The 13,111-nt window shown below is 72.7% G+C and carries 12 protein-coding genes; 6 read left to right on the top strand and 6 right to left on the bottom strand.

Annotated elements, in window-relative coordinates; translation table 11 throughout:
• The 3 genes from ACRX5S_RS03135 to ACRX5S_RS03125 form a co-directional block, all read left to right on the top strand.
• The coding region (locus ACRX5S_RS03135) for an AMP-binding protein (protein ID WP_436771117.1) at positions 1-549 on the top strand (549 nt) is incomplete at its 5' end.
• A gap of 21 nt (positions 550-570) precedes the next feature.
• On the top strand, positions 571-2,049 hold the full coding sequence (locus ACRX5S_RS03130; protein ID WP_436771155.1) for a thioesterase domain-containing protein: 1,479 nt from the start codon (positions 571-573) through the stop codon (positions 2,047-2,049).
• 17 nt (positions 2,050-2,066) lie between these two features.
• Positions 2,067-3,128 (top strand): iron-siderophore ABC transporter substrate-binding protein, encoded by a 1,062-nt coding sequence (locus tag ACRX5S_RS03125; RefSeq protein ID WP_436771116.1) that lies wholly within the window; start codon positions 2,067-2,069, stop codon positions 3,126-3,128.
• Positions 3,129-3,362: 234 nt separating this feature from the next.
• Here the strand turns inward: ACRX5S_RS03125 and panD are convergent, their stop codons facing one another.
• The 4 genes from panD to ACRX5S_RS03105 are packed head-to-tail and all read right to left on the bottom strand — an operon-like array spanning position 3,363 to position 6,972.
• Positions 3,363-3,788 (bottom strand): aspartate 1-decarboxylase, encoded by a 426-nt coding sequence (gene panD / locus ACRX5S_RS03120; protein ID WP_436771115.1) that lies wholly within the window; start codon positions 3,786-3,788, stop codon positions 3,363-3,365.
• Between the two features lie 13 nt (positions 3,789-3,801).
• Entirely contained in the window at positions 3,802-4,053 is a 252-nt protein-coding gene (locus ACRX5S_RS03115) for an MbtH family protein (RefSeq protein WP_436771114.1), read from the bottom strand.
• Complete coding sequence (locus tag ACRX5S_RS03110) at positions 4,031-5,647, bottom strand: MFS transporter (RefSeq protein ID WP_436771113.1); 1,617 nt, start codon at positions 5,645-5,647, stop codon at positions 4,031-4,033. Before ACRX5S_RS03110 ends, ACRX5S_RS03115 begins: the two co-directional genes overlap by 23 nt.
• A gap of 2 nt (positions 5,648-5,649) precedes the next feature.
• Positions 5,650-6,972, bottom strand: coding sequence for a lysine N(6)-hydroxylase/L-ornithine N(5)-oxygenase family protein (locus ACRX5S_RS03105; RefSeq protein ID WP_436771112.1), 1,323 nt, complete (start codon positions 6,970-6,972; stop codon positions 5,650-5,652).
• Between the two features lie 114 nt (positions 6,973-7,086).
• On the opposite strand from ACRX5S_RS03105, the gene ACRX5S_RS03100 reads away from it, so the two are divergent.
• Positions 7,087-8,430 carry a salicylate synthase gene (locus ACRX5S_RS03100; protein WP_436771111.1) on the top strand — a complete coding sequence of 448 codons (1,344 nt, stop codon included), beginning with the start codon at positions 7,087-7,089 and terminating at the stop codon, positions 8,428-8,430.
• Positions 8,431-8,588: 158 nt separating this feature from the next.
• On the opposite strand, the gene ACRX5S_RS03095 is transcribed toward ACRX5S_RS03100, so the two are convergent.
• Positions 8,589-9,734, bottom strand: a complete 1,146-nt coding sequence (locus ACRX5S_RS03095; protein ID WP_436771110.1) for a FecCD family ABC transporter permease — start codon at positions 9,732-9,734, stop codon at positions 8,589-8,591.
• Positions 9,731-10,756, bottom strand: coding sequence for a FecCD family ABC transporter permease (locus ACRX5S_RS03090; protein ID WP_436771109.1), 1,026 nt, complete (start codon positions 10,754-10,756; stop codon positions 9,731-9,733). Before ACRX5S_RS03090 ends, ACRX5S_RS03095 begins: the two co-directional genes overlap by 4 nt.
• A 294-nt stretch (positions 10,757-11,050) precedes the next feature.
• Between ACRX5S_RS03090 and ACRX5S_RS03085 the strand changes: the two genes are divergently transcribed.
• Together ACRX5S_RS03085 and ACRX5S_RS03080 are read left to right on the top strand one after the other, a co-directional pair.
• Entirely contained in the window at positions 11,051-11,749 is a 699-nt protein-coding gene (locus tag ACRX5S_RS03085) for an isochorismatase family protein (RefSeq protein WP_436771108.1), read from the top strand.
• 168 nt (positions 11,750-11,917) lie between these two features.
• Positions 11,918-12,868: a TIGR03619 family F420-dependent LLM class oxidoreductase gene (locus tag ACRX5S_RS03080; protein ID WP_436771107.1), complete on the top strand. Its 951-nt coding sequence runs from the start codon at positions 11,918-11,920 to the stop codon at positions 12,866-12,868.
• Positions 12,869-13,111 lie beyond the last annotated feature (243 nt).

The following is a 13,111-nucleotide window of genomic DNA, read 5'->3' as shown; positions in this document are numbered from 1 at the left end:
TGCGACGAACAACTCCGCCGCGACGCCCACGCGCTCACCGCCTACCTCAACCACCACCACATCGACGTCATCAACGTGACGCCGACCTACGCGGCCCAGCTGATCGAACTCGGCCTGCTCGACCGGGGCCACCGCCCGTGCCTGGTCCTGCTCGGCGGCGAGGCGGTCGGCGGGGACGTCTGGACCGCCCTGCGCGAGACACCGGGCGTGCTCGGCTACAACCTGTACGGCCCGACCGAATACACCATCAACACCCTCGGCGCCGGCACCGACGAATCGGCGACTCCCGCGCTCGGGCGCCCGATCCACAACACCGAGGTGTACGTCCTGGACCGCCACCTGCGGCCCGTCCCGCCCGGGGTAGCGGGCGAGTTGTACGTATCCGGCTGCGGCCTGGCCCGGGCGTACCACGACAACGCCGGGCAGACCGCCGCGCGCTTCGTCCCCAACCCCTACGGACCCCCCGGCAGCCGCCTCTACCGCACCGGCGACCTCACCCGACACCGCCCCGACGGCACCCTCGGCTACCTTGGCCGCACCGACCACTAGACCAAAAGCCGCGGCCACCGCATCGAACCCACCGAAATCGAAACCACCCTCACCACCCACCCCCACATCACCCACGCCGCGGTGGTGCCCACGGCGGACCGGCAGCGGCTGGTCGCCTACATCGTGGGCGGCGCCGACCCGGACGAGGTACGGCCTTGGCTGGCCGCGCAGTTGCCGGACTACATGGTGCCGGGCGTCTTCGTCGCGATGGACGCGCTCCCGTTGACCGTGAACGGCAAGCTCGACCGGGACGCGCTGCCGGAGCCGGAGTTGGCCGAGACCGTCTCGGCGCGAGGCCCGCGCAACGAGGACGAGGCCGAACTGTGCCGGATCTTCGCGGAGGTGTTGGACCTGCCGCGCGTCGGGGTCGACGACGACTTCTTCGCGCTCGGCGGGCACTCGCTGCTCGCGGTGCGTCTGGTGTCGCTGATCCGCGACGCGGGACTCGCCGCGGATCCCGCCGCAGTGACCGTGGCGACCGTCCTCACCGCGACGACCCCCGCGGCGCTTGCCGAGCGGTTGGGCGGCGGGCGGGAGCGCGGCGACGCGGCCTTCGCGCCTCTGCTGCCGCTGCGTCCCGACGGGGCGTCGCCGCCGCTGTTCTGCATCCATCCGGGCTTCGGGCTGGCCTGGCCGTACGCCGCACTGCTGCCCTTCGTGCCGGACTCCCGGCCGGTGTACGGGCTCCAGTCCCCGGTCGTCGCCGGCGCCGAACCGGCCGCATGCCTGGAGGACTTGGCCGCCGAATACCTGGCGAGGATCCGCCGCGTGCAGCCGCACGGCCCGTACCACCTGCTCGGCTGGTCGTTCGGCGGCGAAACGGCCTTCGCCCTGGCCGGGTTGCTGCAACGGGCGGGTGAGGAGGTGCGGTTCCTCGCGGTGCTGGACGCGCAGCCGCCCGTCCCGCTGGACGGCGAAGGCCGGTCCGGGGGCGACGGGTTCGACGCCGGCGCGGCGCGCGAGCACCTGTCCCGCGCGGTGCCGGGCGACGCGGACGTGCTGGCGGGACTCGGCGACGACGTCGTCGAACGCCTGCTCGCCGCCCGGTCGGTGCACGAATACCTGTCGCCGTCACGCCCGTTCGAGCCGTTCACCGGCGACCTGCTCTGCGTGGTCGCGGACGGCAACGCCCGGCGCACCGGCGCCGCGGTGTGGCGCGAGCACATCCGCGGTGCCGTGCACGCCCGCGAAGTCCCGTACGACCACGACGATCTGCTGTCCCGCGACGCCGTGGCCGCCATCGGCCCGCTGCTGCGCGAGGCGTTCGCACGNGCGCACCGGCGCCGCGGTGTGGCGCGAGCACATCCGCGGTGCCGTGCACGCCCGCGAAGTCCCGTACGACCACGACGATCTGCTGTCCCGCGACGCCGTGGCCGCCATCGGCCCGCTGCTGCGCGAGGCGTTCGCACGGCTCGACGCCCCCTGATCCCCGCGTGCCGTGGCGGCGGCCGCACCCACCGGCCGCTGCCACGCCGCGAAACCCCGCACCACCCCTTCTAGGAAGGCGACTTCACGACATGCACAGAACCGGTACCCACCGCGGCCTCCGCCGCCTGGCCGCCGCGGGTGTCGCCGCGGCCCTCGCTCTCGGGCTCGCGGCCTGCGGCGACGACAAGGACGACGCGGACAGCACGTCGTCCTCGCCTTCGGCCGCCGCGTCCGCGCCCGCCGCGTCGCCGCCGCCGGCCGCCGCGTACCCGGTCTCGATCACGCACAAGCTGGGGACCACCACCATCAAGGAGGCGCCGAAGCGCATCGTGGCCCTGGGTGAAGCCGACCAGGACGCCGCGCTGGCGCTCGCGGTCTCGCTCACCGGAATGGTGGAGACCACACCGCCGGACGGAATCGCCCCCTGGGCAAAGCCGAAGCTCGGGGCCAGCAAGCCCGAGATCATCACGATGGGCGAGAACGGCGCGCCGATCGAGAAGGTGCTCGCCCTCAAACCGGACCTGATCCTGGCGAACACCGACTACTGGATCGAACAAGAGTACGAGAAGCTGTCGAAGATCGCACCGACCACCGCGTTCGAGACCGGTCCGTCGCAAGACACTTGGCAGCAGGTGACCCGCCAGGTCGGCAAGGCGCTCGGTAAGTCCGCGGAGGCGGAGAAGCTGGTCACCGACCTTGAGGCCAAGATCACCGCGGTGGGCACCACCTACCCGGAGGTCAAAGGCAAGACATTCGCGCTCACCAACGCGCAGAACGCGGGCACTATTGCGGTGCTAAAGGACAAATCGGACGGTGGGGTCAAACTGCTCAACGGCTTCGGCATGACCTTCCCCGACTCGATCGCGAACCTGCCGGGCGCGGGCTTCGCGGCCGAACTGAGCATGGAACGCCTCGACGTGCTGGAAGTGGACGTCCTGCTGAGCAACTACAACGCGGACGCCGACCTGCAAAAGGCGATCGAGGCCAACCCTCAGTTCGCCAAGTTGAACGTGGTGAAGCGGGGTTCATACGTCGCCCTGGACTCCAACGACTTCTGGGCGCTGCGGTTCGCCACCCCGCTGTCGCTGGAGTACGTGATCGAGAAGGTCATGCCGCGGATCTCGCAGGCTGCGAAGGTGCCCCGCAGCTGATCGCGCAGGCGGCAGCGCACGAGAACGGGCGGTACGGGCCGAGGTGCGGCTGAACGGCTGACACAGGCCCGGGAAACTACTGATGGGCGGTCCCCCTCACGGGGGGCCGCCCATCGGCGTTCAGTGGGCTCGTCAGGTGCGTCAGGTGTCGGGCGCGCTCGGGACCGTTCGCCGAGCCCCGGGTCGCCGTACGGTGCGAGACCGCCCGCGACCCGGGTCACGGCGGGCGTCCGGTCAGACGCCCGCCGCGAGCACCGTGCCCGGGATCTGGTCGGGCGCTCCCGGCACCGGCTCGGCGGCGTCGCCGCCCAGCGCCACGATGCGGTTCTCCGCGTCGACGTGCACGACGCGCGGGGTGTGGGAGGCCAGTTCGGCGTCGTCCACGAGACCGAACGCCATGATGATGAGCAGGTCGCCGGGGTGCACGAGGCGCGCGGCGGCGCCGTTGGCGCCGATGACGCCGGAGCCGCGGGGGCCGGGTATGGCGTACGTCGTCAGGCGCGCGCCGTTGTCGATGTCGACCACCTGGACGACCTCGTTCACGACGATCCCGGCCGCGTCGAGCAGGTCCTCGTCCACGGTCAGGGACCCGACGTAGTGGAGATCGGCCTGGGTGACGCGGGCGCGGTGGATCTTTCCGGAGAGCAGGTTGCGCAGCACGGTCGGTCCTCGCTCAGTCCTTGTTCGCGGCGCTGGCGCCGGGGGTTGCGGCGGCCGCGGTCGCGGCGGCCAGGCTTCGCGGACGCAGGTCGGTCCAGTGGGCGTCGATGTACTCCAGACACGCGGCCCGGGTGTCCGGTCCGTGGACCGTGCCCCAGCCGTCCGGGACGTCGAGGAAGGTCGGCCACAGCGCGTGCTGGCCTTCGTCGTTGACGACGGCGAGGAATTCGCCGTCCTCGTCGTCAAACGGGTTGGTGGCGGTCATCGGGGTCCTGCCTCTCTGCGAAGGAGTCGGTTGTGGGGGCCGGGACGGGCGCGGGGTCGGCGGGACCACCGTTCACAGGCGCGGGGTCGGCGGGACCGCCGTTCGCGGGCGCGGCGCCCGTGCCCGTGCCCGCCGCGGCGCCCGCCGCGGTGTCGGCGGTACGTTCGGTGCCCGGCTCCGCCGGGTCCTCGTCCGCTCCGCCGGTCAGCGTGGCCTTGCGGAGTGCGGGCGAGCCCCAGGAGACCGCGCCGACCGCGGCCACACAGGCGACCCCTCCGGCCATCAGCACCGTTCCGGGGGCGACGAGCTTCGCGCCGCCTCCCGCAAGGGCGTTGCCCGCCGACGGCGCGGCGGTGGCCTGGGCGAGCCACAGACTGCCCACCCGGCCTTGCAGGTGATCGGGGGTGTACGCCTGGATCAGCGTGCGCCGCAGGATCTCCGAAATGGTGTCGGCGTACCCGGCCAGCGCCAGCAAAGGCAGTGCGAGCCACAGCAGTTCCGCGGCGCCGAAGGCGGCGACCGCGAGCCCCCACCCGGCCGCTGCGGCGCCGAGCGCGACGCCGGGACGGGTGCTGCGGCCCGTCCAGCCGCTGGTGAGTGCGCCGAGGAAGGCACCGACCGAGGGGGCGCTGTACAGCAGGCCGACGGTGATCGGGCCGCCGTCGAAGACGTGTTCGCCCATCTGGGGGAACAGGGCGTACGGCATGGCGAGGATGACGGCGAAGAGGTCGACGAGCATGAGCGCGCGGATGACGGGGTCGGCGCGCACGTGCCGGAATCCGGCGGCGATCTCGTGCAGCGGGCGGCCGCCCTCGGGTTCGGCGTCCGGGGCCTCGCCGGCCGGGGCTTCGGTGTCCGACCCTTTCGCGGCCGACGCCGAGCGGGCCGACGCCGGACCCTCCGGCGCCAGGCCGTCCGAAGTCGGAGCGTCCGAGGGCGTGTCTGCCGCGCCCTCCCCAGGGCCTGCCCCTGCCCCCGACTCCGGCCGCTCCGGCCGCAGTTCCGGCAACCGCCACAGCAGCACCGCCCCGATCGCGAAGCCGGAGGCGTCCAGCAGGTAGCAGGTCGCGACTCCGGGCCCGGCCGCCACGAGACCGGCGACCATCGGCCCGACCATCGCGCCGAACTGCGTGGTCAGCGTCAACAATGCACCTGCCGCGGCCAGTTGCCTGCGTCCGACGAGCGCGGGCGTCACTGCCATGAGCGCGGGTGCGCCCAGGCCGTTCACCAACCCGGCGGCGACGGCGAGCAGGTAGATGACCCACAGCCGCGGGTTGTCGGCCAGCGCGTTGACGGCCAGTGCCAACACCACCACCGCGGCGCCCGCCCTGGTGCCGAGGATGATCCTGCGGCGGTCCGTTCGGTCGGCGACCACACCGCCGGTGAGCAGGCCCACGCACAGGCTCACCGCGATGACGATGTTGACCATGCCGACGTGCAGCGAGGATCCGCCGATGTCGTAGACCTGGATGCTGGCCGCCACGGAAGTGAGTGCGGTGCCCAGCATCGACAGCGCGGACGCGGCGAACAGCAGCCGGAATTCGCGGCTTTCGCGGAGCGGGGTGGTGTCCGCGGCGATCTCCCCGAGCCGCATGGTCAGTTCTTCCGGGTCGGGGACGGAACGCTGCCGCGGTGGTCGCGCACCGATCCGAGGATCTCGCCGGCGCGTACCGCGATGTTGGAGAGCAGGGTCGAACTGAGGCCGTGGGTGTGCTCGGTGCCGCCTTGCAGGTAGATGCCGGCGGTGACATGGGGGGCGGTCGCCGCGCGGTAGTCCCGCCCGAGACGGGGTCGCCCGGCGGTGTCGCGCAGGCAGGCGTCCGCGGCCTCGCCGAGCAGGGCGAGGGCGTCGTGCGGGCGGTAGCCGGTGGCGTAGACGACGGCGTCGGCGTCCACGGTCTCGGTCTTGCCGGTGGGCAGGTACTCGATGTCGAGGCGGGCGTGGTCCGGCCCGTCCCGGAGGGAGTTGATGCGGGACGCGTGCCGGATGCGGAGGCGTTCGCGGCCCAGCACCCGCTCCTCGTACACGGTCCGGTACAGGTCGGCGATCAGATCCCCGTCCACCACCGAGTAGTTGGTGTTGCGGTGGTAGGCGGTGAGCATGTCCTTGACGTCTTCGGGCGAGTCGAAGTAGTCGTCCACCGCTGCCGGGTCGAAGATGCGGTTGGCGAACGGGCTGTCGTCCGCGGGCGCGTAGCCGTAGCGCGAGAACACGGCGTGCACCTCGGCGTCCGGGAAGCGGCGGTGCAGGTAGTCGGCGCTCTCCGCGGCGCTCTGGCCGGAGCCGACCACCACCGCGGTGCGGATCTTCGCGGGGTCCGCGGCGGCGACGCGCGGGACGAGCTCGCTGTTGTGCCAGACGCGCGCCGAGGCGGCGACGCCTTCCGGCAGGCGCGGGCTCAGACCGGGTGCGATGACGACGTTGCGGGCCCGGTGGATACGCGTGCCGCCGTCGGCCGTGGTCGCGGTGACGTCGAACGCGTCGATCTGACCATCCGTCATCACCGGGGTTATCGCCGTCACTTCGGTTCCGTATCGGACCGAGTCCGCAACGCGGGCCGCGGCCCATTCGAGGTAGCCGTGGAACTCGGCGCGGAGCGGGAAGAACGACTTGCCGTTGACGAAGGCGACCAGGCGTCCGGCGGCGTGCAGGTACGAGACGAAACTGAAGTCGCTGGTCGGATTGCGCATTGTGACCAGGTCCTTGAGGAAGGACACCTGCATGGTGGCACCGTCGACGAGCATGCCGCGGTGCCATCCGAACTGCGGTTGCCTTTCCAGGAACAGGGCGTCTATCGGGTCGTCCGCCGCCGTCGTGTTGTGTTCGGCGACGGCGACGGCGAGCGCGAGATTGCTGGGGCCGAAGCCGACGCCCACGAAGTCATGGACGAAGTCTGGCGCGTGGGCGAGGTCAGGCATGAAGGTGAGGCTAACCTAATCAAACGCGTGTCACCAGGTCTGCCGGAGCGGGTTGGTTTTAGGGTAGGCTCACCTAACTTCCCGGCCCTGCCTGCCTGCACACCGGAGGCCACCGTGCCCCTTCTCCGCCGCGAACTCGCCGTCTCCGCAGATCCTTTGGAGCTCGCCGCGGCCCTCGCCGAATCGCCCTTGGGCGCCGACGCACACGTCGTCTACGAGCGCAACGGCTCCTGGCTCGTCGCGCTCGGCACCCTGGCCGAGGTCGAGGCCACGCCGCACGAGGTCGTCGTCCGCGTACCGGATCCCGACCCGGAGTCGGTGCCCGGCGCCGGACCGGACGAGCACCGGGTGGCCTGGACCGGATCCCCGCTGCCCGCGGTCTCCGCGGCGCTGGAGGGCCTGCGGATCCCGGAGTGGCGGGCGTACGGCTGGGCCGGCTTCGAACTGGCCTACGTGCACGCCGGTATGCCCGAGCTGGTCGGCGACGCGCGTCTGCTGCACCTGCTGTTGCCGCGCACCGAGGTGCGCATCGACGGGGGACGCGCCGAGGTGCGCTCGGTCAGCATGCGCGAACTGGAAGCCGCCGTCCGCCTGCTGACGCACTATCAGCCGGTCCCCCGCAAGTCGCCGGAGCCGCTGGACGTCACCGGGACCGACCCCGGCGCTTACCACTCCGCGGTCGGATCGGCCATCGACGACATCCGGTCGCGGCAGTTGCAGAAGGTCATCCTGTCCCGCGTCGTCCCGATACCGCACGACGTCGACCTGACCGGCACCTACCTCGCCGGGCGCCGCGCCAACACGCCGACGCGCTCGTTCCTGCTCGGACTCGGCGACCTGCGCGCGACCGGTTTCAGCCCGGAGATCGTGGTCTCGGTCGACGCCGACCGGCAGGTGCTCACCCAACCCCTGGCCGGGACCCGGGCCCTGGAGTCCGACGGCCTCGACGAGGCGCGGCGTACGGACCTGTTGAGCGACGCCAAGGAGATATTCGAGCACGCGATATCGGTCAAGGTCGCGTACGACGAGATGCTGCCCCTGTGCGCCCCGGACTCGGTGGTGGTGCGGGGGTTCATGGAGGTCAAGGAACGCGGCACCGTCCAGCACCTGGCCTCCGCCGTCACCGGGCGGTTGGCCGAACACGTCGGCCCCTGGGAGGCGTTCGCGGCGCTGTTCCCGGCGGTCACGGCGTCGGGTGTGCCGAAGCCCGCCGCGTACCGCGTGATCCACCGCAACGAGGCGCATCCGCGCGGGCTGTACAGCGGCGCGGTGATCACCGCCGACCACACGGGGGCGATCGACGCGGCGCTGGTGCTGCGCACGGTCTTCCGCCGCGGTACCCGCACCTGGCTGCAAGCCGGTGCCGGGATCGTCGAACAGTCGACGCCGGAACGGGAGTTCGAGGAGACCTGCGAGAAGCTGCGGTCCGTCGCGCAGCACCTGGTCCCGGCGACCTGACACCCCTCGACGTCAGCCGCCGCCGACTCCGGCCGAGGCCCCGGGCCGCCCGCCCTGGTGCCTCGGCCGGTTCGCGTATGCGGGTCGGGGCGCCGGCGGGCGCGGTCCGGGCCGTGACGATGTGAGAACCGCCGAACCGCCCGGACCGACCAAGGTGATCAGCCCCCGCGGCCCACCTTGTTCGCGCGTCCGAGGAACCACAGCAGGTAGGGCGCGCCGATCAGCCCCGTCACGATGCCCACCGGAACCGTCTCCGGAAACGCCGTGCGGGCCAGCAGATCCGATCCGCCGACGATCACCGCCCCCGCGAAACCGGCCGTGAACAACGGGATTTCCGCCGTTCCCGCCAGCCCCCGGGCCACCTGCGGGGCGGCGAGCGCGACGAACACCACCGGTCCCGCACACGCCGTCGCCAGCGCGGCCAGGCACGTGCCCACGAGCAACATCCCGGTCCGCGCCGCGCGGGTCGGCACGCCGAGGCCCGTCGCGATGTCGTCCCCGAACTGGAGCATGCGGTACGGCCGGACGAGCAGCACCAGCGGCGGGACCAGCACCACCAAGCCGATCGCCATCCACCGCACCTGGGTGTAGTCGCGGTTCTCCAGGCTGCCGGTCAGCCACGCGGTGGCCCGGGTCGCGGCGTCGATGTCGACGCGGGCCAGGGCCCAGCGGGTGAACGCGACGAGCATGCCGTTGGCGGCGATCCCGACCAGGACGAACCCGTAGCCGGTGATGGTGCCTTGCCGGAACGCGAGGAAATAGACCAGCAGCCCGGTGCCGATGGCGCCGACCAGCGCGCCGAGGGGGACCGGGCCGTACGTGGCGGAGGCGCCCGTACCCACGCCGCCCGCGAGGATGGCGATCACCGCGCCCGCCCCCGCGCCCGCGGTGATGCCCACGATGTCCGGCCCCGCGAGCGGGTTCCGCGTCACGGCCTGGAAGACCGCGCCGGCCAGTCCCAGGGCGAACCCCACCATGACGGCCACGAGAGCGCGCGGCAACCGGAGTTCGTGCACGATCAGCTCGGCGTCGTCCGGCCCGCCGCCGAACAGCGCGGCAACCACGTCGGACCACGGGAGTTCGTAGTCGCCCATGGCGAGCGAGGCGACCAGCGCGACGAACGCCAGTGCCAGCAGCACTGCGCAAGCCAGGAGCACGCGCAGCCGCAGCGCGAAGCCCACCGGCCCCGCGGCGAACCGGACCGTCGCGGGCACGCGCCGCCCGCCGCGCCTGCCACGGCCCTTGCCGCCGTCCCCGGCGGTACCTTCGGGTGCCCGCTTCGCGGGGCTCGCCGTCGCGGTCATCGTGCGTGCTCCCGCAGTTTGCCGATCTTGACCAGGGCGATGAGGAACGGGCCGCCCAAGAAGGCCGTGACGACCCCGACTTCGACCTCGGTGGGCCGCGCCACGACGCGTCCCACCACGTCGGCCGACAGCAGCAGGACCGCGCCGCCGATCGCCGACGCCGGGATCAACTGCCGGGCGTCCGGTCCGGTGAAGGCGCCGACGATGTGCGGCACCGCGAGCCCCGCGAACACGATGGGCCCGGCGGCGGCCACCGCGGACCCGGTGAGCAGGACCACGGCGAGCGCGCCCAGCGCCCGGGTGGTTCCGGCGCGCGCACCGAGCGCGGTGGCCGTGTCGTCCCCGAGGGCGAGCGCGTTGAGGCGGGGCGAGATGACGAAGGCGAGGACGAGCCCGGCCACCACGAACGGCAGGAACTGCCAGGCGTCGTCCGCGTCCCGGCCGGTGAGCGAGCCCACCGCCCAGGCACGGTAGCGGGACAGCGCCTCGGGGTCGGAGAGCACCAGCGCGCCGGTGGCGGCGTCCAGCAGCGCCGAGACCGCGACACCGGCCAGGGCGAGTTTCGCGGGCGTCGCGCCGCCGCGCCCGCGGCCGCCGACCCCGTACGCCACGGCCCCCGCCGCGGCGGCACCCGCGAACGCGAACCACACCGCGGTGTACGGACCGGTCAGCCCGAACAGCGCGACCGCGGACGCGACCGCGAACGCCGCGCCCGAGGCCACCCCGATCAGTCCCGGGTCGGCCAGCGGGTTCCGGGTGACCTGCTGCGCCAGCGCGCCCGCGGCGCCCAGGGCCACACCGACCATCAGCCCGACGAGAGTTCGCGGCACACGCAGGTCCCAGATGAGCCCCGCGGTGTCCTCGCGGTCCCCGCCGAGCATGGCGAACACCTCTGACGGTGCGTTGGTGCGCGTTCCGATCGCCAGCGACGCGAACACCGCGGCGACCAGCGCGACGAGCAGCACCCCGAACACGACAACACGCCGGCGCCGTCCGGGAGCGGCCGCGACTTCGACAGACATCTGAGTAAGGTAAGGCATGCCTCAGTCCCAGGACAGACCGGCTCCGGTATTTGACACCGCTCAGCGAGGTCGCGTCCGGCAGACACGGCCCGGCCCGGGACCCCGCGGAGTTCCCGGTCCGCCGGGCCGCGCCGCACGGCAAGGCCCCGGTCGCGGCAGCGGACTTCGCCGCGCGCCCGGCCGCGCGCGTGCGACACCGTGACGAACGTCCGGTTACCTCTCGGCCGCTCCGGCAGGCAAAGAGGCCCGACTGCGGGCATTCTGTTCGGCGTTCGCATCGCCGAGGAGGCATTTGTGCAGTCGACCAGCGCGACCGGCCGAGAACTGGTGCACGAGTGGCGTGTTCCCGACCGTGAGTACCAGCGGCACCAGGCGCGGCGCGGGCGGCGGTGGGCGTATCCCGAACTCGACCCGTACCGAACGGCGCTGATCGTGGTCGACATGGTGCCGTTCCACACCGACGCCAATCCGTACGCGCGCGGCATCGTTCCGCACATCCAATACCTGGCCACCTGCGTGCGCAGCGCGGGCGGCACCGTGGCGTGGGTCCTGCCCGCGCCCACCCCGAACCGCGCCGCGGCCGACGAGTTCTACGGCACCGAGATCGCCGCGCGGTACCAGGGCAGCGGCGGCACCGGCCCCCTGGAACAGCGGCTGAGCCGCGGCCTCACGACCATGCCCGGCGACCTGCTGACCGAGAAGACCGCGCACAGCGCCTTCTTCCCCGGGCGCTGCCCGCTGCCGGAACTCCTGGAGGAGCGCGGCGTCACGACGGTGGTGATCACCGGCACCGCGACCGACGTCTGCTGCGAGTCCAGCGCGCGGGACGCGTTCACCCTCGGCTACCGCGTCATCGTCGCCGCGGACGCCACCGCCACCGGCGACGACCCGACCCACAACGCGAGCCTGCGCACGGTCTACCACTCCTTCGGCGACGTACGCGCCACCGCGGACCTCGCCATGATGCTCACCGCCCCCGCGGCGGCCGACTGAGGAGCCGCCGCGGCCCGCCGAATATCAGATCGGCCCGCAGAATGCGCGGACGGTCCCGCGACTACGCTTCCCGGAGAACCGCGCAACCGCTCCGCCGCGGACGACTTCTGACCACCCGTCACCCCACCCCACCGCGTATCCCCACTGCGAAGAACGGAGCATCCGCCCATGGCTTCCATCGTCCCGCCCGGCCGCCTCGTCTACGGCATGCAGTTGCCGATCCAGACCAAGAGCAAGAGCACCGCCGAGGCCTGGGAAATCGACGCCGGCGTCGAGGAAATGGTCGCCGTCGCGCGGCACGCCGAGAACACCGGCTTCTTCTACGTCGGCGTCTGCGACCACATCGGCGTGCCGGCCGGGCCGGAGGCCGACCACATGAGCACCACGTGGTACGACTGCGTCGCCACGCTCGGCATGCTGGCCGGGCTGACGACGTCGGTACGGCTCCTCTCGAACGTGTACATCCCGGCGTACCGGCACCCGTTCGCCACCGCCAAGGCGTTCATGACGCTCGACAACCTGTCCGGCGGACGCGTCGTGCTCGGCGTCGGCGCCGGCCACCTGCGCGGCGAGTTCGACGCGCTGGGCGTAACGTTCGAGGAGCGCGGCGCCATCACCGACGAGGCGCTGGACGGCATCCGCGCCGCCTTCACCGAGGAATTCCCCAAGCTCGCCGGCCCGCGCTTCGCCGACGGAGGCATGGGCCTCGCACCGCGGCCGGTCCAGGCGTCCATCCCGATCTGGATCGGCGGCAAGGCCCGCCCGGCGCTGCGCCGGGTCGCCCTGCGCGGCGACGGCTGGATCCCGCAGGCGACGCCGCGGGCCCAGATGGCCGAGGACATCGCGTACATCAGGCGGGTGCGCGAGGAAGCGGGCATCATCGGCGCCCTGGACATCGGCTTCATCACCGAACCCGTGCACATCGGCACCCCCTCGTGGGACCTCGGCGACTCCCCCGTCCTGAGCGGCAGCGCGGACAGCATCGCCGAGCACATGCGCGCCATGGGCGAGATCGGCGTCAACCACCTCCAGATCCGCTTCCGCAACCGCTCGCAGAGCGAGCTGGAGGACCAGATGTCCGCCTGGCAGACCGATGTCGCCCCCCTCCTGAACCCCTGACGAGGACAAGGAGGCGGCGGTAGCCGCGGACGCCATCGGCGGCCAACGCACACCCCGCCCCACGACACTTCCGGCCCGAACGCGGAAACGAACGCGCGGGCGGGACACGGGGGCGGGGCGCGCGGAAGCGAGCGCGCGGAAGCGAGCGCGCGAGCACGTGGGCAGGGCACGCGGGCACGGCACGCGGGCGCGGCACGCGGGCTCCCCGGGCCGAGCGGCACTTTGCCGCGCGGCACGGCCCCA

Source organism: Yinghuangia sp. YIM S09857 (assembly GCF_051388915.1).
Lineage (GTDB): Bacteria > Actinomycetota > Actinomycetes > Streptomycetales > Streptomycetaceae > Yinghuangia.
Note: the sequence above shows the minus strand (reverse complement) of the source record. Positions and strands in the feature narration are given on the sequence as shown.